This is a genomic window from uncultured Methanobrevibacter sp. (assembly GCF_900314695.1).
Lineage (GTDB): Archaea > Methanobacteriota > Methanobacteria > Methanobacteriales > Methanobacteriaceae > Methanocatella.
This window is the reverse complement of sequence record NZ_OMWD01000013.1, coordinates 17,393-40,287: the sequence shown is the minus strand read 5'-3', so window position 1 is coordinate 40,287 and position 22,895 is coordinate 17,393. Positions and strand designations below refer to the sequence as shown.

The following is a 22,895-nucleotide window of genomic DNA, read 5'->3' as shown; positions in this document are numbered from 1 at the left end:
TAAAAGATTAGGTTCCGAACACACGTCCCGGAACCATGTTTGCACCGATTGTTTTTGCCCAAAGGGCCAAGTGGTGAGGTACGTTGTGGTATTCTTCAATGTAGGTGAAAAAGGTTTTTCTTTTCCACATCATGTACATTGACTTGAATAGGGTGAGTTGGTCGAAATAAGCATGTTTGCGGTTGTATGACTTTTTCCATACCTTATACTCCTGGCATCTCAGGAGATATTTGATGTCTCTTCTGAGCATATCCATTTTGCGATACTCTTCGGGAAGAGGAGGATTGGAAAGATTGTAATAGTCATTTTGAAACTGCTTTATCTTTTTGTTGAACAACAGTTCCCTATCATAATATGCATTGTTTCTGTGTCTTTTGCGTGATTTGAATTTTCGCTTCATAATCATCCCAAATATTGGAAGGCCTATTGGTAGAGGCCTCCAATGTCATCATTACCTGTTTTCTCAGGTATTTCGCTCGCTTCCATCTTTTCAGCAGACACCCCGCCGATTACTCCAACGCTTTGGATGTTGGATTTCAACACGGCAGTTGATGTGATTCCGGAACCCTGCGGTGACAATACAAAGAGGTCGAGGAATGTGTCGTCCTCATCTACGATGAATGCAGGTTCGATTGACTCTGCTGATTTGGTTTGCACCTTGATTAAAATGTGCTTTGCTTCATTTTCACCTTCGATTCCAATTTCGCGGCGGATATTGTCATCGAGGTTTCTGACTTTTTCAGACCAGTTGATTACATTTTCATTATTTTTCTCTGCTTTATCCATATTATCAATTCCTACTATTTTTTGATGTTCACCTCAAAAGATAAGACATGTGAACAATGGTGATATCTTTTTTAGAAATATACATGATATTTCCTATGCATTTTCTTTGAGAAAATACATATTTTCATACATACTTTAGTAGTAATAGTATATAAACTTATTGGTTTTTAATTACATTTTTTAGAAAAATGCAAGTTCACACCAAGGTAATAAGTAATATATTGCATTTACTATATAAAGTTTATCTTTTTTAAAAAAGTGCAATCGAGGAAATGAAAAATTCCAAATCATCAAAGTAACTGTGGAAAGTATTGAGCTTTAAACAAACTGGGAAAAATAATTTATTTTTATATATCCCTATGATGTAAACATGCCTGTTAAAGACCCAAATGCCAAAAATAAAACAATTAACGGTAAAGATGGAATTTTCCTTGAAAAAGACGGCCGTTCAATATTCCTATACAAATCAGGAGACCAATTTGTAAATATTAATGCCCCAAATGAAAAATTAATTGAAGAAATCGTAGTATAATTTCAATTTTATAATTTTTCATTTTTCATTTTTCATTTTTTATTTTGACAGAACATATTGAGTTTTGAATTCTGTCCTATTTTTGAATTATTTAAAAAAAAGAGAGTGAAAAAAGATTTAAGCTTCTTCAGATGCCTTATCCTTTTTCTTTTTGTCAACGATTACCATTCTTTCATTTTTCTCATCGACTTCCATGACAATAGGGTCAGCCTCAACTGCGCCAGGATCCTTTTCAACACATTCATTGATTTTGGATTGGATTGCACCGACATCTTCGGTATCGATGAGGTCAACAATTTCCAATTGCTGCTGGAAGCGTTCAACACCTTCAAGAGGCACGTTTTCCACAAAAGGAATCGCACCGGTTGCTCCGATGATTTTCTTCTTATCAGCATCAGCGCCGTTTTCGTGCAATGCCTTGAAGCTCTGGCCTGTAATGTGGCCCTGCACTTCAGCGCCTGCCAATATCAGAAATCTGATATTCGGATTTGATATGATGTTTGCAACCACCTTTTCTATTCCCAAGTTTTCTGTCTTACATGGTCCTGCAATTGCAGCTCCGCTTAATTCAGCTTCAATGTGAGAAGCAAGAGTTGTAACTGCCACAGGACTTTCCGGATCTCCTACTATATAGTCTCCACTAATTACTGGCCAACCATCTGCAGGAGCTTTTTTATCAGCCATAACATTATCCTCCATTAATTTACAGCACGGCAAAATTTTTACCATACTTTAAATAATTAAGATTTAGATTAAACTATTAATTATACTTTTTCAAAAAATCAAACATAATTGATAAAACAAACAATCCCTTGTGAGGAAAATTGCGACATGTCGGAATTATTTCCTAATGGCATTTAAATCAACTTTTCTGGTGCCACTATAGTCTCCACTTTCAAAATGTCTGATTCTTTCATTATAGTAATCCGCTTCTTCAGTGCAAAATCACAGAAGAGACCTAAAAAACTCTTACAATACCAATGCAAGGCATCATTATAGAATTGAATAATTGTTTAAAATCCATTCCATCTAATTTTTTGAGGGCAACAAGTATTAACTACTTTGGAAAAAATATACTATATGGATTTTAATACAGAAATTTTTTATTTTATCAACAATGACCTGAGCAATCCGATTTTTGATGCGGTGCTTCCGAACTTCACCCATCTCGGCGGATTGACCTTTCTGGCCATTTTATTCATTATACTTCTAGTAATAACAAGACAAAACATTTTCAACACAAGAAAATACTACGGACTCGTCAAACTGATTGCAGCAGCCATTCTTTTGATGTTTGTCATTACAAGTGTGCTGAAAATGGCATTCCACATGCCAAGGCCATACATGATACTTGACCATGTAAACCATCTAGGTTCAGGCGGAGTTTCATCCTCAAGCGATCCGAATTCCTTCCCGTCAGGGCATTCCGCAACAACTGCTGCGGTTGCAACCGTAATCGTGCTCAAGGCCAAGGATTACTTTAAAAATTATAAATTGGTTTGGGTGATAATGGCTCTGTTTCTGGTTGTGATTGCATTTTCCAGAATCTATATAGGCATGCATTTCCCATTTGATGTGCTTTGCGGTGCATTGATTGGTATGGTGAGTGGTGTTCTGGTGTGCAGGTTTTTAAAAGTATAGCTCGGACGGTTTTCCGATATACTCGAAATCATCCTTGTTATTAAGATATTTTACTCCTATGACCTTTCCGTCAGCAAAGCGGGTTACAACGCTCATTCCGTCATTGGTGTCTATGACTATGACCTTTGTATTTTCACCGCTTTCGGCTTCTATTTTTATGATATCGTCATTTTGAATAAGTTTCGGTTCTTCAAACTCAGCTCCAACATCTGTTGAATACCAGTGCTGAGGCAGTTTAATTCTAATTCCCAAATCATCTAATACTTCTTTTACATACATGATTAAATCCCCTTTAATAGTAATTAACATTGGAATGTATTTAAAGATTTTGTAACTTTGTGCGGGTTAAAAGTAGTAATTAATGGTTGAATTTCATTTTACGGATTGCTTCATAGACCCTTTTGGAGTTTTCATGGTCATTGAATTTGAAGAATTCGTCCACACGCTGCTTATAGACATCCTCCATTTCACAGTCATGCAAAACGCATGATATGATGTCGTTTCTTAATTCTTCAGATGTTTTTGCAACAGGTCCGAATCCCATTTCATCATAGTCAAAGTATCCGCTTTCAACGTCAAAGTGATAGTCCTTTCCATAATGGTAATAGATTACCGGCTTTTTGAGATATGCGAAATCGAAAAATACGCTTGAATAGTCAGTTATCAAAAGTGAAGAGTGATTGAATATTTCCGAATAGTCCCTGTCAATGAAATCCACATCATTGTTTCTGTCAAACAGATGAATGAACTTGTATAGATTTGGGTGTGGCTTGAATACCAGCCTGTATCCCCTTGACTCGAGAAAATCAAGCAGATCATCATCATTCAAAAGATTGTTGAATGCATTGAAGAATGTGGTTCTCATGAAATTTTCATCACTAAGGTTTGTGTAATGGCGCCTCCATGTAGGCATTACAACAATTTCCTTTTTGTCTTCAAGCTTTTCAAGTTTATCAAATCTTGGAAAACCCAATACCTTGATTGAATCTGCAGGATATCCATAATCGTTGTCTATAAATGACTGCCTTTCAGCATCAGACACTGTAACTATCATGTCAAGGTTCTTGTCATACTTGTTGAGCCATGATGATGTGTCATCCTTTGTAACCCCATGCTGCAGGAACACTGTCTTTGACTTTACAAGGCCTGAAAGGAATGGGAAATTACCCCAGAACGGATAGATGATATTGTTGTCTGGGTTTGATGAAACGATTACCTCAGCAAATAGTGCATAAAGCCTGTGGCGAATTGACCGGTATGCTATATCAAAACCAACATCAGCAACCTTCTGGTATTCGCTGCTCTGATTTCCAAGGCCGAGAAGCCTTTTGATTTTAAACATCCTTGAGCTTGAGCGATACTTGTTTGCCATTATCTCAACATCCTGAACCTGATAGTCATGCTTTGAAATGGCGAAATACTTGTCAATGTCCTTGTCGTTTGCCGCAACTGCATATTTAAACAGCTGGAATGCATTGTCGTCTGCACGATACGGCAGGTCCATGAAAATCCAGATGTGCCTGTCTTTGTAGGCAGGATAATAGAAGAAATATAAGAATCTTAAAAGAACACCTGTTCTCCAGCCTTCCTCCCTTTTGGATATAATGCTTTTAAAAGCTCGAAGCTCATTTTTGAATGTGTTTGAAGTTGTTCTCTTTTGGATTAAAATTGAATCATCCATGTCCCTTACTATGAACTTGTCCGAGAGCATATATTTTGACACTTTGGAAAGCCTTGAGATATGTGAATATTCGGGAATGGATATGTCATCATCGACCCTGAACTCGATTTTCATGCCGTCTTCGATTGGAATTGACACCTTGAAGTTATGGTTGAATCCGTAGTTGAAGTTCAGTGAGAAGTTGTCCCTTTGAGGGAAACTTATTATTTCAACAGGAATTGTACGCTCGTCATTGATTCTAACCTGAATGTTCGGCTCGTGGGTGAATGTGGTGAAGTATCCCAATAGGAAAAGGTCGTCTCCTTCGATTTGGCAGATGTCAATGTTGATTCTGTTGAGCTCCAGCTCTTCGAAATGAGTGCACTTGTCATTTCCAACGGAATTCTTGTCAGCCAGATATTTGACGTCATGCTTTTTTAAAAGCAGAATATGGGTCTTTAGGATTCCTGGAATTGACTTTTGGAAAATGATTACATCTGAATCTATAAATGAAAGTATCTTGATTAATTTGGCATAAAGCACTGTGATTTCCTGGCGGTCCAAAAGATGGTTAATCCTTCTTATTTCAAAAATCCACTGCAGGTCATACATAAGCACGTGCTGGATGAATTTTGGAACCTCCGATTTCTTTTTAAGCGCATAGTCTATCAATGCCAAAAAGTACCTGTCCACTCGAGAGGTGAAATATGATTTGTGATTGGTTGAAGAACCTATTAGAGATGTTTGGTCATCATGCTTTCTGTAGTAATAAGCACATCCGTCCAGAAATCCAATGTTTGGATTGTCCAAAAGCATCTGATTGATTAAAAGCGGGTCTTCCGAAACCCTCAAGCCCTCTTCGAACTTGTAGTTTTGAAGAGCTGAAAATCTGAAAAAAGATGACGCTCCAGAAAGCTGAATGTATTCTGGCTTTTCATACAGGTTGATAACCTGTGTCTTTTCGAATTTGTAGTTTAGGGAATGTCCTCCACGCCTTGATCCGAAGTAATAAATTGGCATGGATACGATGTCAATTTCTTTATGTTTTTTAAACAGGTCTAATGCTTTGCTGAATGCATATTCTGTTATGAAATCATCACTGTCAAGGAAGTTTACGAATTCAGCCTGCACATGACCCAAACCACGGTTTCTTGAATAGGACGGCCCATAATTTTCATCATTTCTTAAAACAAAGATATTTTTCGGATATTTGTTCTGATAGTAATGGGCAATATCAGGCGTATGGTCATAACTTCCATCGTCAATGATTATTATTTGAATATTTCGTTTAAAGTCAAGGCTCTGGTTGATTACAGACTCGATGGCCACAGAAAGATAGTTTTCACTATTGTATGCAGTCATCACAACACAAAATTTAAAAGCCAAATTCAACATCCCCCAATATGATATAATATAAGTTGCACATATTATATAAAACAATACTACTTAGCTTTTTTTAATGAAATAAGGAACTTTAACTGATTTATATAAAAAAAAGAAAAGAAAAAAAGTAATGATTTTTTCACGATTTAACAACCGATTTGATACAATTCAAACCCATACTCCTCGATTTTTTTATCATATATATTTCTACCGTCAAAGATTATGGATTTGTTTAACTTTTCAATCAGATACTGCCAGTCAGGAGTTCTGAACTCTTTCCACTCGGTTATTAAAATCAACGCATCTGCATTGTCAACAGTTTCATATCTGCTTTGTGCAAATTTGATATTTTCCAAACATTCATCAGGAATTGCCTTTTTGAACTCTTCGGTTGCCTGAGCGTCATATGCATTTATTCTGGCACCTCTTTTTATGAGCTCTTCAGCCACCACCAATGAAGTCGCTTCCCTTACATCATCGGTTCCGGGCTTGAATGCAAGTCCCCACATGGCGAATGTCATGCCTGAAAGGTCTTCTCCGAACCTTTTTGTAATCTTGTTGACAAGAACCAGCTTTTGCTTTTTATTTACCTTTTCAACATGTGAAAGAATTTCTGGTTCATATCCGTTAGTTTGTGCAGTGTTGATTAGAGCCTGCACATCCTTTGGAAAACAGCTTCCCCCATATCCACATCCGGCATAGATGAAATGGTATCCAATCCTTTTGTCAGAACCGATTCCTAATCTGACCTTTTGAACATCAGCTCCTGTGACTTCACAGATGTTTGCAATCTCGTTCATGAATGATATCTTGGTTGCAAGCATTGCGTTTGCAACGTATTTTGTCATTTCGGATGACTTGACGTCCATCAAAACAAACCTGTCATGGTTTATTACAAAAGGATAATAGAGTTCCTTAAGCATGTCAAATACTTCTTCAGACTCTGCACCTATGACAATACGATCCGGACTTAGGCAGTCCTCGATTGCCTTTCCTTCCTTTAAAAACTCAGGATTTGAAGCAATCTGGATTTTAACGTCACTGCCTTTTTCCTTTAAGATATTGTCAATATGCTCTTTCACCCTAAATCCTGTTCCAATCGGAACTGTTGATTTGATTACAACCAGTGAATCCTTTGTGATGTTGTTTGCAATGTCTGAGGCTGCTGAGAAAATATAGTCAAGATTTGCGCTTCCGTCATCAGCCATCGGAGTTCCAACAGCAATGAAAATGATGTTTGTATCATCCAGTGCCTCTTTAATGTCAGTTGTAAAGACCAAATCCCCCTGTTTCTGGCCATTGATAACCAATGTACCTAAGTGAGGTTCAAAAATAGGCAAAATTCCTTCTTTAAGTCCTTCAATTTTTTCTTCATCAATGTCTACGCAGTAGACCTTGTTTCCCATTTTAGAAAAGCATGCTCCGGTAACAAGGCCAACATAACCGGTTCCAATAACAGTAATATTCATATAATCACATCATATAAAACAATTAATCCATGAAAGTTTTCATATATTCAATCAAATCATCCTTAAATTCATCATCATCCAATGCAAAGTCGATTGATGAGGTAAGCCAGCCTATCCTGTTTTCAATGTTGAAAACCTTGCCGTGGTAATTGACGCCGTAAACCTCATCGAGCTTGGATATTGCATCGGTAAGCTGCACTTCATCGTTGAATCCTGCTTCGGTTTCATTAATCTTGTCAAAAATGTCCGGCGTGAGGACATATCTTCCAACAATTGCAAGATTTGTAGGAGCCTGACCGATTTCCGGCTTTTCAACGAGCTTGCTGATTTTGTAGATATCATCATCAATTTCAGACCCGCTGATGATTCCATACTTGTTTACCTGCTCGTTTGGAACTTCCCTTATTGCAATTGTGGATTTCTGGTATTTTTCAAAAACATCAACAAGATGCCCTGTGCATGAGTTGCACTTGACGATTGAATCACCCAAAAGCACTGCAAAAGGCTCATCGCCCACATGTCTTTCGGCAGCCAACACCGCATCGCCCAATCCTTTCAAATCCTTTTGCCTTACATAACAGATGTCTGCCAGATCGGTGATTTTTCTAACCTTTTTCAGGTCACGGTCCTTTCCTGCCTTTTGAAGCATATATTCAAGTTCGTGTGATTTGTCAAAATAATCTTCAATTGACCTTTTGTTTCTGCCTGTGACAATCATGATATCGTCAATTCCTGCTTTCAATGCCTCTTCAACAACATAATGAATGGTAGGCTTGTCATAAACAGGCAACATTTCTTTCGGTTGCGCTTTGGTTGCAGGCAATAATCTTGTACCTAGGCCTGCCGCTGGGATAACTGCTTTCATAATAATACACCTATTTTATGGTAAATCTGTTCTTTCCGCCAACAATTATTGTGGACCAGATATATGATACGACATCGTCCAGCTCTGAAAAGCTGTTTAAGTCGTTTTCGATTCTATCAAAATTCAGTGTAGAATCGTCAACATCATATACGAACAGTTCTGAATTATAAACTGACATTTTGCTTATATCCTCTTCGTTCCATCCGTGAACTGAATGAGGAATCCAAAAGCTGTTGTCTTTTATTAACTTTAAGGGAGCTCCTGCATAAGTAGTGTTTGAATTGATTGTCTTGTTTGAAACCACGGAACCTGCACCGATTACAGCGCCCGAACCGATTTTTGAACCCTTGAATATGAATGCATTCTGACCCAACCACACATGGTCTCCAACATATATGCTTTTTGCGAAATTCTCTCTTCTTTTTGACTCGGCATTGTAAATCGGATGGCCGTCTGAAGTTCTGAAAACCACATTATATGAAATGAAACAGTCATCTCCAAGGAATATGTTCTTAGACTCCGAAAGGACAAATACTGTCATGCCGTTGAAGAAATTGTTTTTTCCGATAAAGCAGATGTTGTCGTTGTGCAGTGAAATGTTTACAGAATAGTTATGAGTATCGCTTGAAAGGTAGAGAATGGAATTGTTCAAATTGAAATCGATTCTGGAGTTCCACAGATTTACCCCTTCCTCGCAAACCAGAATGTTATTGATACCGTTGAAATTGATTTGTGAGTTTGTAAGGGTTGGAAGTTCGCCTATGAACTCGTTTTCCTTTAGTTCAAACAGTTGCTCTGGATTTGTTACTTGCACAGTTACACCTAAAAATCATTAATAATATAAGTTTGTTGAAGGAATTATATAATGATTGTTCTAAAAAAGCATTAATTACAGATACCCCAAAATCTTTGAGTTTATCTTTTGATAGAAAAATAGTAAAAAAAGGATAATTTAGTCGTTAGCTAAATTATCAAAGTATCCTTGGATAAATACGACAGGTGTTCCCTTATCTCCGGAACCGCTTGTCAAATCACATAATGAACCGATTAAGTCAGTCAGTCTTCTTGGAGTTGTTCCTTCAGTAATCATTTGACCGACCAAGTCCTTAGCCTTATGTCTGATTTCATCCTTAATAGCTTCTTTTAACTCATCGCCTTTCAAATCGGCGAATTTGTTATCTGAAACGTATTTCAATTTGATTTCATTAGGTGTTCCAACCAAGCCGTCGGTGTGTGCAGGTGAAACGACAGGGTCTGCAAGTTCCCAGATTTGTCCCACAGGATCCTTGAACGCACCGTCACCGTAAACCATTACCTCAATTTGTTTGCCTGTGAGGTCTATGAGTCTTTTTTGAACTTCCCTTACAAGAGTATCTCCTGTTTTTGGGAAAAGTTTCAATTTTTCTTCAGTTGCCTTGTTGGAACCTAAAAGTCCAAAGTCAGGGTTGAAACCTGAATCTCCAACCGGTTCAACTAAAACCTGATGAAGACCATATACATTAGCACCTAAGTCCTTAAGCAGTTTTGTGCTTTTTTCTCTCGTGTGAATATCACATGTTAAGACATCATTAGTGTAATCAAGAATTGTTTTGATGTCATTGGAAAAGACAAATTCAACTTCACAGTCTTCACTTTCAATCAATTCACGATAAAAGTCAATCATGTTGATTCCGGTAAACGGATGTATCCATGAGCCGAAAGTCTTATAATATCCACTTTCAGAAATAACACTACCCAAATTGAATTCGCTTTTTTCCAAAATTTCCTCATCCAAAATACCGTTTCCCACTTCATCTGCCGGGAAAGAGGTTAAAAGAGTAATCTTATCCATTGCTCTTGCAATACCTTTTAGGATAATGGAAAATCTGTTTCTGCTTAAAATAGGGTTTACTACCCCAATATTTTTTGACGGGAATTTCTTTACCAAATCTTCGGCAACGTCATCCACAGTCACATAATTTCCTTCTGAAATACCTACGACCGCTTCAGTAATTGCAACAATATCTTTATCCCTAAATTCAAATCCTTCACTTTCTTTTGCAGCCATCAATGAATCTACAACTATGGTGGCCAAATCATCGTTTTCCTTAATAATCGGTGTCCTTATACCACGTACAACAGTACCAACACATCTCATCTTTTTTACTCCTTAAAAGCATGAATAGTCCGTTGGAATATCACTTCCAACAACCCATTTATTTTATATTTTTTAAAATATATAAAAGTTAAGATTGATTTATTCAAGGAAGATAAAGCAATACTTTTAATTCATTCAGTTAATATTCATTTTTAATGAATTTTTTTAGCAAAATGAGTTGAAAGTTGTGAATTTTGATGTTTTTTAATAAAATAACTAAAAAATAAGCGAGAAAAAGTTTTTAAAAAAAAAGTTTTTAATTTGCTTTCAAAAGAAAGCAAATATTTTATAATTATCCTTTAATATATTTTGCCAAATCATCAGCCTTGTCGGTTTCTTCCCATGGAAGACCTTCAATACCGAAGTGACCGTATTTAGCGGTTTGTTTGTAAGTAGTGTCCCTTAAACCTAATGTTTCAATGATACCGTCCGGAGTCAATTTGAAGTTTTCACGAACGATTTCCTCAAAGGTCTTGTCTCCAATGTCAGCACCTGTTCCAAAGGTATCTACCATAACGGATGTTGGCTCGGCTACACCGATTGCATAGGACAATTGGATTTCACATTTTTCAGCAAGACCGCTTGCAACGATGTTTTTGGCAATGTATCTTGCCATATAACATGCACTTCTGTCCACTTTGGTACAGTCTTTTCCTGAAAATGCCCCTCCACCGTGTCTTGCATATCCACCATAGGTGTCAACAATGATTTTTCTACCGGTAAGTCCAGCATCTCCGTGAGGACCACCGATTTCGAATTTACCTGTTGGGTTGATGTGCTCTTTGGTGTTTTCTGTCATCAATTCCTGCGGGATGACTGCCTTGAAGAGCTTTTCACGAATGTCCTCTTTTAATTTTTCCTGATCATCAGAAACTGTTTCATCATGTTGGGTTGATAGGACAACAGCATCTAGGGAAAGTACATTTCCATTTTCATCGTAGTTTACTGATACTTGTGCCTTACCGTCAGGTCTTAGATATGGAATTTCTCCAGATTCCCTGAGTTCTGTAAGCTTGTTTGTGAGTTTACGTGCTAAATCGATTGGGAACGGCATTAATGACTCTGTTTCGTTTGTTGCAAAACCGAACATCATACCTTGATCGCCCGCTCCGGTTTCTTCATCTCCCCTGTCAACTCCCTGGTTGATATCCTGGGACTGTGCATGGAGCCTGTTTGCAACATCACAACTGTGACCGTCAAATTCCAAATCAGGATTATCATAACCGATTTCAATAATAGTATCTCTAATAATCTTTTCAATATCGTCTTTGGATAAATCAGTATTTGAAGTTATTTCACCAAATACCATACAAAAATCTGTTGTTACACAAGTTTCACATGCAACGTGAGAATTCTTATCGTTTGCCATGTATGCGTCCAATATCGCATCTGATATAATGTCTGCAACCTTGTCCGGGTGTCCTTGTGTTACTGATTCAGATGTAAAAGTTCTATATACTTTACTCATTTTTTCACCTAAATGTCATTACTTTAGTTATGTATGTTATTAAGCATTAAAATAATTTTTGCATATTTTAAGAATTTTAATTATTTGACTCAACCAATGAATTAACAGATTTAGCAACTTGACAGGTTCAACTCAAAAGAATTATTATAATTTACCCTACATAATTTTGATGCAACCTACTGCCAAAAACCATCCACCATTTTGACTGTTTTTCACAAAAATGTAAAAAATATTTATCGCAAAATCAATTTACAAAAAACAATATTTAAAATTTTAAAAAGTGCACAACAACATATGGATTAACTAACAATAAATATTGAAAAAATGCATGCAGAAATTATGTTACCCAACATTAATACAAATGTACCTGCTCAACAATCATAAAAATATAGCAAAACTTAATATGGAATAAAATCAAAAATTTAAATTGACAAATCAATTAACTTACTCAAGTCATCTAATGCAATATCTTTTTGGTATTGCATTAGATTTTATGTTTGTCGATTAATCTACTTTTTTTTCAATTCATTCAATAAAATCAAATGGTGTTCCAAGTCGTCTCTGTGCTGCTTTTTGAGAACATATAAAATGACACCAGTAAAAAAGATTATTGTTGCAACGATTACAACTGTTGCAATCATTATCAATGTAGGTATTCTTACAACATAACCTGTTGAGAAGTATTTGAATAAAATTGGGAAGAAATATATTCCTGCAATGATTAAAAGAATTAAAGTTAACATTGAAAAGAAAAACAGCGGACGTTTATCACGTACCAATGCCACAATCATCCTGATAACCTTATAACCGTCACGATAAGTATGAAGCTTTGATTCTGATCCATCAACCCTGTCACGATACTCAATTGGAATTTCACTGATTTTAAAATTGTTATTTAGTGCAAAAACACTCATTTCAGTTTCAATTTCAAAACCTTTGGACTGAATCGGGAAGGATTTGACGAAATCATAGTTGAATGCCCTCATTCCAGTCATTATGTCGTTGAGATCGCTTTTAAAGAAAAAGTTTATGAACTTTCTGACCACCCTGTTTCCAGTATTGTGGAAAGGCCTGTCGTTTTCCTCAAAATAGGTTGATGAAAGCCTGTCACCTATAGCCATATCAGCTTCGCCGTTTAGGATGATTCTTTCCAATTCCTTTGCATGGACTGCAGGATAGGTATCATCACCGTCGACCATGATGTAGCAATCAGCATCGAGTTCGCGAAACATGGCCCTTACGACATTCCCTTTGCCCTGCTTGTATTCATATCTGACTATAGCTCCTGCACTTTTTGCGATTTCATCTGTGCCGTCTGTGGAGTTGTTGTCATAGACATAAATGTCTGCATGAGGCATTTCTTTTTTGAAGTCTTTGACTACTTTTTCAATTGTTTTTGCTTCATTGTAACATGGAATAAGGATAACGGTTTTCATTATGTTAATGTTTATAACAACACATTATTATATTTATGTATTGAAGATACTCCAATTTAATTAATCTTATTAAATAACAATTAGAGCAATAAAATAATCTGAAGAATATCCCATAAACACCACCACTACATTTTTACTTGAGGAAGTGATTTTGTGTTTTACTCCTTGAAACTTAATTTAATAATAAAATAAAATTATTTAAGACAGAAAAAATGAATTTTAAAAAGATTTGATTTGAAATTTAAAAATTGGATGATGACAATGAGATTTAGTAAAAGTCACTTAAGTTTTTGAAATTGCCACCTAAAACTAACAAAAATCTTTTAAATAAAAAAAGCCATCTATACTTAATAAATTAAGAATATTTTTTGCTCTTTCAATCATTTTCTTATCAGCACTAATAAAATTAAGACCGATTCCATCATTTAATGACAAATCATGTGCATCAAGGATAATGTAACTATCAGGATAATGGATGCCAATTTTTGATAAATTATCATTTAAATCTGAGTATTTTTTAGTTCTCTTTTCGCACTCAATAACCTCACTTTTAAAAAAACGTGTCCTATCGATAAGTTTTCCTTTAAATCCCCTCATAAACTTTTTAATATAAATTAACAAATCCTTAACAGCACATACATATTCTTCTAAATGAGAATCGAATTCATGTTTATTTTCACATCTTTTCCAGAGAACCTCAACTATTTTTTCTTTTAAATTATCCTCAAAATCTCGTTTTAATACAACGAATGATGATTTTAGTTTCAAATCCTTTAAAGATAATCTTTTTGAATAATTTTCAATTTCTAACACCTTTCGAAGTGAATAAAGAAAATTCATTTGTTTTTTTAAAATATTATTATATTTTCTATCAAATTCATTTCTAACACAATAAGAAATATAAAAAGTACCCTCTTTATTGAAAAGATGCTCTGATTTGTCATTCCATGGATCTGTACAGAATACATAACCCAGCCCCACATTAGTATCTAAGAAGTAATTCATGACAACTACTCCATAATAATGTTAGTATATTCAATGAATAAATCATCATCGAGAGTTTCATCACAAATATTTTCATAAAAATAAATTTGAGATTCATTGAATTTAGTTAAAAATAAGTTATATGCTGATTCGTAATCCTCAACATTAAAAGTGTTATTTTCTTTTAAATCCAGTTTATAACAAATCAATTTAGAAAAATCTAAAACTAATATTAAAATAAACACTAAATCAAATCTTTTAATTGAATCCCTATTTAAAGTATCTTTAATCATATCTTGAATTTCACAAAAATCAAAATACTCATCATAGAAGAAATCATCTTCTTTAAGTAAATTAGCAATAGAATCCATTAACTCATACATTTCAATTTTTTTATTATCATCAATTTCAATGAGGATGTTTTCAGCATTATGAATATCTTCAGTTATATCTTCAGTAGCTGTTGAACTGGATTTTAATTTATCACTAATATATTTTGAAGGTTTTGAAATTATTTCAGCAATTTTTTTTAGAATTTCTTCAATATTTTCTAAATTAGTACCTACATAATTACTTTGATAACTATTTACCATATATTGACCCCCAAAAAAAATAAATTTACACTAATAATATGTTAAATAAAGTATAAATACTTTAGTATAAAGACTTCAAAAGAAACCATATGGTGTTTTATATATTAAATTTACTTAAATAAATCATTACTAATTTAAAAACCATTACTATAATAATTTAAGTAAATTAACACGAATATAATTAAAATAAAAATTAGGTGCAAATTTACATACGATTTAAGTAAATATTGGCAATTGAATTAATAAAATTCATCACACAATAAATTTCACAATTTTGATTTAATTTTTCTTTTTTAGTGCCTCAAATTTCAGATTCTAATTCCTTAAGTGAATTTAAACCTAATTCCAATTCTAATTTTTTTCAGGATATTTATCTTGCAAATATTGATTTTCCAGAATTAACTGTTGAACCTCCATAAGTTCTTGTTTAATGGATTTTTGGTTGGTCATTTTATCAAGCCCATATTTTTCAAAGTTCATCTTTATAAAAAACAATAAATCCTTTCTTTTTACCATCTATAATATTGTTTTCTCTATCAATATAAGATTTAGCCCACCAATCGAAAACTTTTTTCTTCTCCATATCCAAAAACGTTGTATTTCTAAGGGATCAACATCAGTAGTGTCTTTTGCAAAAAATACATGCACTTCATAATCCTCTTTCATTTTCTTTAGGTTTTGAGTTATTTCAAAATATTTGGTGTATGATTCTTAAAATAACATGCCATCTGATTATCCATTTAAACTTTAAAACTATAAATAACTTTTCTTTTGTTTTTAAGACAATATTTTAAAGTGAAAACAATTTTACTAACTCAGAATAAATTTAAAAGAATATTATGCGAAAAAAAGCATATAAACTACAAAAAGATTAATAATAACAACATGGATTATTTTGTGCTTTTTTATGGGAAAAAACCACTCATAGGAAAATTAGAAAATACCAACAACAAACTAGAATATTACTTCAGAAATACATTTAGTAAACACAAAAAAATTATAGAACTCCTGAAGGAATATTTGACTACATTTTGGCAAGAAAAAATTGCTGGATAGAAAATCAAAAAAAGTCCTAACAAATTGACAGCCCATTAATATGAACAAAATATCAAATTTGGAAACTACAAAATTAGTATGAATTAAAATATTCGAATTATTCAACGTTATCAATCCATTGCAAGTAAAACATACAAGTGACCTAGTCATAAATATAATTTATAAAATCGACAATAATTCAAATATAATAATTATTAGAATCACCATTTTAACAATAAATTGCAAAATAGTTATATAATTCCCAATTTAAGAATATATCACATGTACAATCCATTTAATAAAAACATCAAAGAACTTGAGTATGAAGATTTAGAAAAACTAATTGAGAACAATATTTCAGAAGGATGGCATATAGAATATAAAAAGGTATTTCCCAAACCTAAAAAAATAGCCAACTCAATTGCATCATTTGCAAATTCCGAAGGTGGTTGGTACATCATTGGAATTAAAGAAAATGATGATGAATTCAATCCCTTTGAGATAGTGGGTTTTGATTTGGAAACCAATAGAAAACCTGATGACAAGATTGCAAATATTATTAAAGGCAATATTGAACCAATCCCTTATTTTGAAAATAAAATTATTGAAACTCCTGAAAATAAAGCTGTTTTGGTTGTTCAAGTATTTGAAGGTTATGACGCCCCATACATCAGTAATGGCAGCATCTGCATTAGAGTTGGTGAAACTTCAATGCCTTTAGAGATTAAAAATCGATATCAATTTGACAAATTGATGGATAAAAAAGAACAATATAGAAAAAAGATTAACTCCTTTATGGATAATGAATTTTACATCGAGAATAATTATACCCAACCTTATTTAGAATTTTACATTTATGTGAATAATCCTAAACATTACTTATTCGAAGATTTTTATTCTGAAGAATTTTTTGAAAATCTTAAAGAAAATTTTAATTCTAATGTGCAATTATTAAATGATTTGGGCTTATCCACATCCGTTAATTTTGATAATGCATATGCATCTGTAGATTCTTACATATTAAGACACATTTATGACAACGACCCCTTGCAGACCGGCCTTACATTAGAATTATTTAAAGAAGGGCATTTAAAATTAATTTTACCATTTAATGTCTATGATAAAAATTCATTAAATAAGGACTATGAATCATTAATTTATTATGATTACTACATTTTAGAAGAATATGATAATTTAAGAATTATAGATTTAGCAGAATCCATGCTTGCATTTCAAACCATATTATCCCAATATAAACGATTATTGGGAAATAACAACTGCGATTACGAGTTAAATATTAAGTATAAATTTAACAATTTTGAGTTAACAACACCATTTATAGATTCAAAAGAATATATGGAATTTATTTATAAAAATAAATTATCTATTAATCTTAAAAAATCAATAAATATTCCAAATATAGGTTATTTGAAATGCGCATTTCAAGATTTTGATGTAATGGCATTTACTATAAAAATTATCCCCGCTATGGGATTAACTACACATTTAACAGAGGTTATCTCAAAAGGATATGGCAAATTCATAGAAATTAAATTTAAAAACAAATAAATCATATGCAATATCAAAAAGCATACCAACAATAGTAATAACACATAATTACAAAAAATAATTTAAAAATTCTCCAATTATTGCTTTATCCATTTTAGATAAATCCTCGAAAGATAATTTTTCAACATTTTCTTTAATATCTTCAGGATTAATGAATTCTTCAAGCAAATTCCAATTAATTTCAACATCAATTTTGTTTTCATTGTTTTGGACATTACTTTTTACTTTTGAAAAGAATGTGATGAACTCTAATGTTTCATCATAAGCCAAAACCGAAAAAGATTTGCGCTTTGTTTCATTTAAACATTTATAAACATAGGGAGTTATATATCTAAAATTCTCATATGTCAAAATTTGTTTATTATCCTCATCAAAAATTGAATTTAGGCAAGTACAAATCGATTTATTGATTGAATCAATTATTAAATCAATGTCTTTGGAAATTGATTCATTTTTATCATTTATTCTTCTTAAAAAGTATTTGGCCCGATTAAATATAATAAAATCATCCCGTTTTGGCTTGGATGATTCGATATTTGACAATAACTTATTAAAAACAACATCATGATTTGAATACTGATGTATCATTAACAGTACATGCCTAGCGAAACGAGGTTTATATCTAAAATAATTATTTTCATTGACAAAAACTTCATTGAGAATTCCTTGAACAAGATGAATATTGTGAAATTTATTATTTTTTTTATCATGGAAATCATCTATTAAATCCTCACAATCCCATGCACCACCTTCTGCAGACTGCAGGATGTTTCGTCCAATTTCTTCAAGTTCCAACTCACTAAATTGAGTCAAATCTATTTTAAATAGTGATTTCATCGCGGTATTTTGATATCCGAAATTATGCATTTTAAAATAATCTATGATTTTTCTGAAATACAAATCTGAACTTACATCACAATAAAGCAAGGCTTCTAATGAAGTTTCATCTAAAATGTCCAAGAATTTAGATTTAAAATTCTCTTCAATCAAATCAGATCCATATAATGGATAAAAAATATTTATAAATTCACTTTCTGAAAAAATGCCATTTTCAAAATCAGAAGCATAATAAAAAATTCTTGATTTGGACCTGAAGTCTAATAACTGCCAATTTTCACCATAAGTAAAAATATGGCAAGATGTAAGCCTATACTTATCAAGATAATCATTAACATCCTCTTCAGTTAACGATATCTCATCGAAAGACATAAGTTCATTTAGATAAATCAGACAAGTGTTAATGCATCCAGTCTTATTTTCATTGGAATCAACAAACAAATCTTCTAACGAAGTGAATAATAATTTCAAAACAGATCGAAAACTATTCTTATCTAATCTTTGAAAAAAACTATGTGCATAATTTTGTATTTGGATATTGTTTTTGCCTTCAAAGTAAAACTGATCAACAGCTAAATAATCTTCAATCAATGATTTTGCATATAAAAATGAATAATAAGGAGGTCTTTTAAGGACATATTGAACTGCAAAATATAAATATGAAATAACCTGAATTTCAGTTGGTGATTCAAATGAAGGATGTGCATAATTGTTTCTGGCATCCATAATCATTTTTAAGTGATTATGCTCCATTTCATTGATTAACTCGTATTTTTTTGCATATTCAATTAACAGAAAATCTTTACCATCTTCACGATAATTCGCTAAATCTTGAGTAATTTTCTTATTACTTTCCGATAAAATTTCCAGTTTATTCAATAATGATTCTGTAAACGATATACAGACCATTATTGTAGCAGCTCTATATGCTTTAGCATCAATACATTTTACAATTTCATCAAATAATATCTCATCAGAATCGTCATAAATTTCTGATTTCCATAAATTATAATCCCCTAACAACTCAGACATAAATGTTTCTCCATACGTTAAAGTAAGACTTAATTAGTTCTAATAATGAAACTCCCATTCAAATGCGTGAAAATTTAATTTTAATGACTTAATTCAGATAGGAAATCTAAAATCAGAAAGCATCTACATACATAATCCTTTCGACCGTATCTAGTATTTTCACCATGTAAAATCTTATGTCTACTAAAATGAATTGATTTTGAATAAGGTTGGCCTCTATATGCTTTTTGAAACAAAATATCTAAAAAAAGATTATTCATTGCTTCTAAAAAATCATCACCATTTATTAAATTTTCCCAATACTCATCTAATAATATATTAGAACCATCAGAATGTGTTAATTTTGTATTTTCATTAATCCATAATCTATATTTCTTATCAACTTTTAAAAAATGTTCTTCCATAAAACTAAAACGTACACCTTCAGTTTGAGCTATTAATGTAGGCACTATTACATTTGAAAAATTAAATGTATTTGGCATTTTATTAATTGTATCAATACAATCGCGAATAATTTTTATCCGATTATTGAAACGTGGTTTTGAATCCCATATTTCAAGAAGTTCGTATAATCGCTCACAATCATTATCAAAGAGATAACTATTAAAAAGATGATTAATTTCACGGCGTTTATGTTGAGAATCACTTTTAAATATTTCAACAACATCATAAACAACTTGACTATCCATATTGGGACTAATAATCCAATGATAATTTTTTAAATTATCAAAAGCATCTTTTTTAGACATATTATATTTTTCTAATGCATCATCCCAATATTTCTGTGTCCTTTCGTGAATTTCCCGAATTTTTTTATTCTGATCTGCCCAATCCTCCCACATTTTTTGTTGGGGAGAAACATATAACATGAGATTTTTACCAAAATCCTCAATAACATCTTGAGAAGTTAAAAGGGGAAATGTGTCATTCATAAAAATTTTCATTGCATTTGGCATAGCTAACTCATTAATGATTTTATTTGTAGTTCCAACACCTGATTCAATGAAATTCATAACCCCCTCTTTAAAATCACTATAAAAGTCATTACTAAAATCAAAATAGTTAATTAAACTGGATTTAGTCAAATATTCCTGAACAATATTAGATATTTCAGTATTATCTAACTCATTTAATTCATCTAAACTGAGCTTTGGGTTTTTTAATTGATTGATTATAAAATATTTACAATATTCCTCAGGATTATTATCCTTATATTTAAACAATAATTGTTTATCATTATCGAAAAATTTTCTAAATTTTAAAATTCCAATACTGCTTTCAATGTCAATAGTTTGTTTTGCATTCATTAAAATCATGTCTCTTGTAACCTTCATCATTACACCTTAATATATCTTTAAATTTTGGATAAATTAAAATTTAATGTCTTTAAAAATGGGAAATAATAGTTAACACATAACAATAAATAAATAATTAATAATATCAGAAATCTAAAAAAGGTGTTTAAATGGAACAAAACAAATTCGATTTAGAAGAATTTATTATTAAAAATCATGACCCCAACAATCAGTATTATCTAATAAAACAAAATATAAAGAATTTAGAAAATGAAGTTTATGAATTTGATGAATTTATTAACAAAGACAACTTCAAGAAATTTCAAAAAATCGATATTTTCAGGGGTGCCGTTCAATATCTTGAAGAATTTTTACTGTATTTCTTTGCAAAATTCGAAGATGTGGAATATCACGTTGCATTATCCAGAACTGATAATCGAGACATTATTGAAAAAGTCAATGCATTGTTAGAAATAGAAAATCTTTCACAATCATTAATTGAAAAATTTGATTTGAATGGGGATAATGTTTCAGATTTTATTGAAGTATTTAAGAATATCGTGAGTTTTTTTACTATGCATAAAGATGTTTATAATTCCATCAAACATGGATTTAGGGTTTTTCCGTATGATTTTGATTATTTTGAATTAGGCAATGATGAAGTGACTTATGAAAGACTCGATATTGACGACGAATATGTTGAATTCATATGCAAACATGAAGAAACTATTTACACATTAGGTTATCCAATTGATTGTCTTGTTGAAGATTCCGAAGTAGTATTGGATCAAATTCATGAAATTTTTAATTATATAATGGGTAAAAGCAATTATGAAAATAGTGAGAATTTCAAATATTCACCTACAAAAGAATTCAATAAATACATTAAATTAAGAAATGGAGAGGCAACACTATTTTTTAAGCATAACGAATGGTTTAAGAAATATTTAAGTAACGATAAACTATATTTTTATTCGGAACTCATCAAAGAGAGAAATAAAATTAAAATGCAACTATCGACTGTTCCAGAATATCCATTTTTAGTGATGCTTGAAACTAAACAGGAATTAACAACATCCCCCGAATTATTCAATGTTGAAAAAATTAAGATTATTGAATTTGACAAAAGAGGAGATATTGAACAAATCAAACTTCTTAAAGAGATACAGGAATCAATCAATGATGAAGAATTCAAATTTCATCTTAAATTTAACAATATCGAATATGAATGTAAAAATATTGATTTAGGATATTATTCTGATTATGAGTTTGAGGAAAATATAATTGATATCATAATCCGTTTAAAACAAATATTGGGTATAAATGTTGCTTTTCCATTCAGTTTATCTGAAACACAATACAACTTATTAAATAACCATAATGGAAGATTCAATCGCAGAGCCGATGCTGAAAAATTTGTTGATGAACTTAAAAAAACTAATAGAACAATAGTTAATGTATTTTTAGATGTAGTTAATGAAGATGGAAAAAACTTATATAAGCGAATTTTAGGATCAACCCCTGATTTGAAAATACTTAACTTTTATAAATTAGACAAATTAGAAGATGAAAAACATGTTTATGGGCGTGAAGTGGAAGACCCAACCGGAAATGTCATCGCAAATTTATCAAGAATTCAAAATAATTTAATTGAAGGCAATGACTTATCTGATTTAGAGGGATTTTCATTCGACAGCAAAATTAATGTAAAAATAGGATATATAAAAAAATTATGGATAAATGAGTACAATATGTTTTTTACAATAAAACTTAAGGAATAACATATCAATGATTTTCTTACATCATATTATAAATTTAACTCATAATTTCTATTATAAATCTGAGATTTTTTTAATAATTAATTCAAATACAATACAAAATAAATATAATTATAACAATACATTAATCTAATTAATTACAAAATAAAAATGAATAGTGCTAACTGGAACATACAGATTAACCAATCAATTACATGAAATCTTTCCATTAAACATTACACGTCTTGCAATGAAGTTCCAAAACATTACAATAATAGCTACAATTACCTTGGAAATCAGATAATACAGGCAAAAAACATTAGTGAATAACACATTAATTTCTGTAAACATCAAACTCAATGCAGAGATTGGTAAAAACAAATTAAATTCAAAAATTATAAAAAGTAATATACGTA

At 32.0% G+C, this 22,895-nt stretch carries 21 protein-coding genes; 4 read left to right on the top strand and 17 right to left on the bottom strand.

From position 1 onward, the window contains the following. Nucleotides 1-7: 7 nt before the first annotated feature. Together QZN45_RS05665 and QZN45_RS05660 are read right to left on the bottom strand one after the other, a co-directional pair. Nucleotides 8-400 (bottom strand): hypothetical protein, encoded by a 393-nt coding sequence (locus QZN45_RS05665; RefSeq protein ID WP_296811737.1) that lies wholly within the window; start codon nucleotides 398-400, stop codon nucleotides 8-10. A 23-nt stretch (nucleotides 401-423) separates the two neighbouring features. Then, on the bottom strand, nucleotides 424-786 hold the full coding sequence (locus tag QZN45_RS05660) for a hypothetical protein (protein WP_296811735.1): 363 nt from the start codon (nucleotides 784-786) through the stop codon (nucleotides 424-426). 370 nt (nucleotides 787-1,156) lie between these two features. Between QZN45_RS05660 and QZN45_RS05655 the strand changes: the two genes are divergently transcribed. After that, the gene (locus QZN45_RS05655) at nucleotides 1,157-1,318 is read left to right on the top strand and encodes a hypothetical protein (RefSeq protein WP_296811732.1); all 162 of its coding nucleotides are present in this window, start codon (nucleotides 1,157-1,159) and stop codon (nucleotides 1,316-1,318) included. Between the two features lie 117 nt (nucleotides 1,319-1,435). On the opposite strand, the gene mtrA is transcribed toward QZN45_RS05655, so the two are convergent. Further along, nucleotides 1,436-2,002 (bottom strand): tetrahydromethanopterin S-methyltransferase subunit A, encoded by a 567-nt coding sequence (gene mtrA / locus QZN45_RS05650; protein ID WP_292606717.1) that lies wholly within the window; start codon nucleotides 2,000-2,002, stop codon nucleotides 1,436-1,438. Between the two features lie 396 nt (nucleotides 2,003-2,398). On the opposite strand from mtrA, the gene QZN45_RS05645 reads away from it, so the two are divergent. Next, nucleotides 2,399-2,959 carry a phosphatase PAP2 family protein gene (locus QZN45_RS05645; RefSeq protein ID WP_296811728.1) on the top strand — a complete coding sequence of 187 codons (561 nt, stop codon included), beginning with the start codon at nucleotides 2,399-2,401 and terminating at the stop codon, nucleotides 2,957-2,959. Here the strand turns inward: QZN45_RS05645 and QZN45_RS05640 are convergent. The 11 genes from QZN45_RS05640 to QZN45_RS05590 form a co-directional block, all read right to left on the bottom strand. Continuing rightward, nucleotides 2,948-3,238 (bottom strand): hypothetical protein, encoded by a 291-nt coding sequence (locus QZN45_RS05640; protein WP_292606713.1) that lies wholly within the window; start codon nucleotides 3,236-3,238, stop codon nucleotides 2,948-2,950. The two genes, QZN45_RS05645 and QZN45_RS05640, sit on opposite strands and share 12 nt — an antisense overlap. Before the next feature lie 79 nt (nucleotides 3,239-3,317). Further along, nucleotides 3,318-6,005 (bottom strand): CDP-glycerol glycerophosphotransferase family protein, encoded by a 2,688-nt coding sequence (locus tag QZN45_RS05635; protein ID WP_296811724.1) that lies wholly within the window; start codon nucleotides 6,003-6,005, stop codon nucleotides 3,318-3,320. Nucleotides 6,006-6,148: 143 nt separating this feature from the next. Next, entirely contained in the window at nucleotides 6,149-7,471 is a 1,323-nt protein-coding gene (locus tag QZN45_RS05630; RefSeq protein WP_296801724.1) for a UDP-glucose/GDP-mannose dehydrogenase family protein, read from the bottom strand. Nucleotides 7,472-7,493: 22 nt separating this feature from the next. Beyond that, on the bottom strand, nucleotides 7,494-8,336 hold the full coding sequence (gene galU, locus QZN45_RS05625; protein WP_296811722.1) for a UTP--glucose-1-phosphate uridylyltransferase GalU: 843 nt from the start codon (nucleotides 8,334-8,336) through the stop codon (nucleotides 7,494-7,496). A 10-nt stretch (nucleotides 8,337-8,346) separates the two neighbouring features. After that, the gene (locus QZN45_RS05620) at nucleotides 8,347-9,150 is read right to left on the bottom strand and encodes an acyltransferase (RefSeq protein WP_296811719.1); all 804 of its coding nucleotides are present in this window, start codon (nucleotides 9,148-9,150) and stop codon (nucleotides 8,347-8,349) included. A gap of 138 nt (nucleotides 9,151-9,288) precedes the next feature. Further along, on the bottom strand, nucleotides 9,289-10,473 hold the full coding sequence (locus tag QZN45_RS05615; protein WP_296811715.1) for a coenzyme F420-0:L-glutamate ligase: 1,185 nt from the start codon (nucleotides 10,471-10,473) through the stop codon (nucleotides 9,289-9,291). A gap of 292 nt (nucleotides 10,474-10,765) precedes the next feature. Next, nucleotides 10,766-11,941 (bottom strand): methionine adenosyltransferase, encoded by a 1,176-nt coding sequence (gene metK, locus QZN45_RS05610; protein WP_296811713.1) that lies wholly within the window; start codon nucleotides 11,939-11,941, stop codon nucleotides 10,766-10,768. Between the two features lie 509 nt (nucleotides 11,942-12,450). Continuing rightward, complete coding sequence (locus tag QZN45_RS05605; RefSeq protein WP_296811711.1) at nucleotides 12,451-13,377, bottom strand: glycosyltransferase; 927 nt, start codon at nucleotides 13,375-13,377, stop codon at nucleotides 12,451-12,453. A gap of 309 nt (nucleotides 13,378-13,686) precedes the next feature. Further along, complete coding sequence (locus QZN45_RS05600) at nucleotides 13,687-14,382, bottom strand: hypothetical protein (RefSeq protein ID WP_296811708.1); 696 nt, start codon at nucleotides 14,380-14,382, stop codon at nucleotides 13,687-13,689. Nucleotides 14,383-14,387: 5 nt separating this feature from the next. Next, nucleotides 14,388-14,954 (bottom strand): hypothetical protein, encoded by a 567-nt coding sequence (locus tag QZN45_RS05595; RefSeq protein WP_296811705.1) that lies wholly within the window; start codon nucleotides 14,952-14,954, stop codon nucleotides 14,388-14,390. A 351-nt stretch (nucleotides 14,955-15,305) separates the two neighbouring features. Continuing rightward, nucleotides 15,306-15,470, bottom strand: a complete 165-nt coding sequence (locus QZN45_RS05590) for a hypothetical protein (protein ID WP_296811681.1) — start codon at nucleotides 15,468-15,470, stop codon at nucleotides 15,306-15,308. A gap of 801 nt (nucleotides 15,471-16,271) precedes the next feature. Between QZN45_RS05590 and QZN45_RS05585 the strand changes: the two genes are divergently transcribed. Continuing rightward, the gene (locus QZN45_RS05585) at nucleotides 16,272-17,558 is read left to right on the top strand and encodes a helix-turn-helix domain-containing protein (RefSeq protein ID WP_296811678.1); all 1,287 of its coding nucleotides are present in this window, start codon (nucleotides 16,272-16,274) and stop codon (nucleotides 17,556-17,558) included. A gap of 48 nt (nucleotides 17,559-17,606) precedes the next feature. On the opposite strand, the gene QZN45_RS05580 is transcribed toward QZN45_RS05585, so the two are convergent. Both QZN45_RS05580 and QZN45_RS05575 read right to left on the bottom strand, forming a co-directional pair. Beyond that, entirely contained in the window at nucleotides 17,607-19,427 is a 1,821-nt protein-coding gene (locus QZN45_RS05580) for a hypothetical protein (RefSeq protein ID WP_296811676.1), read from the bottom strand. An 80-nt stretch (nucleotides 19,428-19,507) separates the two neighbouring features. Further along, a complete protein-coding gene (locus tag QZN45_RS05575; protein ID WP_296811673.1) occupies nucleotides 19,508-20,761 on the bottom strand; it encodes a hypothetical protein in 1,254 nt (417 codons plus the stop codon). A gap of 131 nt (nucleotides 20,762-20,892) precedes the next feature. On the opposite strand from QZN45_RS05575, the gene QZN45_RS05570 reads away from it, so the two are divergent. Next, the gene (locus tag QZN45_RS05570; protein WP_296811671.1) at nucleotides 20,893-22,503 is read left to right on the top strand and encodes a hypothetical protein; all 1,611 of its coding nucleotides are present in this window, start codon (nucleotides 20,893-20,895) and stop codon (nucleotides 22,501-22,503) included. A 183-nt stretch (nucleotides 22,504-22,686) separates the two neighbouring features. Here QZN45_RS05570 and QZN45_RS05565 read toward each other — a convergent pair whose 3' ends face one another. After that, nucleotides 22,687-22,860: a hypothetical protein gene (locus QZN45_RS05565; RefSeq protein WP_296811668.1), complete on the bottom strand. Its 174-nt coding sequence runs from the start codon at nucleotides 22,858-22,860 to the stop codon at nucleotides 22,687-22,689. Between the last annotated feature and the right edge of the window lie 35 nt (nucleotides 22,861-22,895).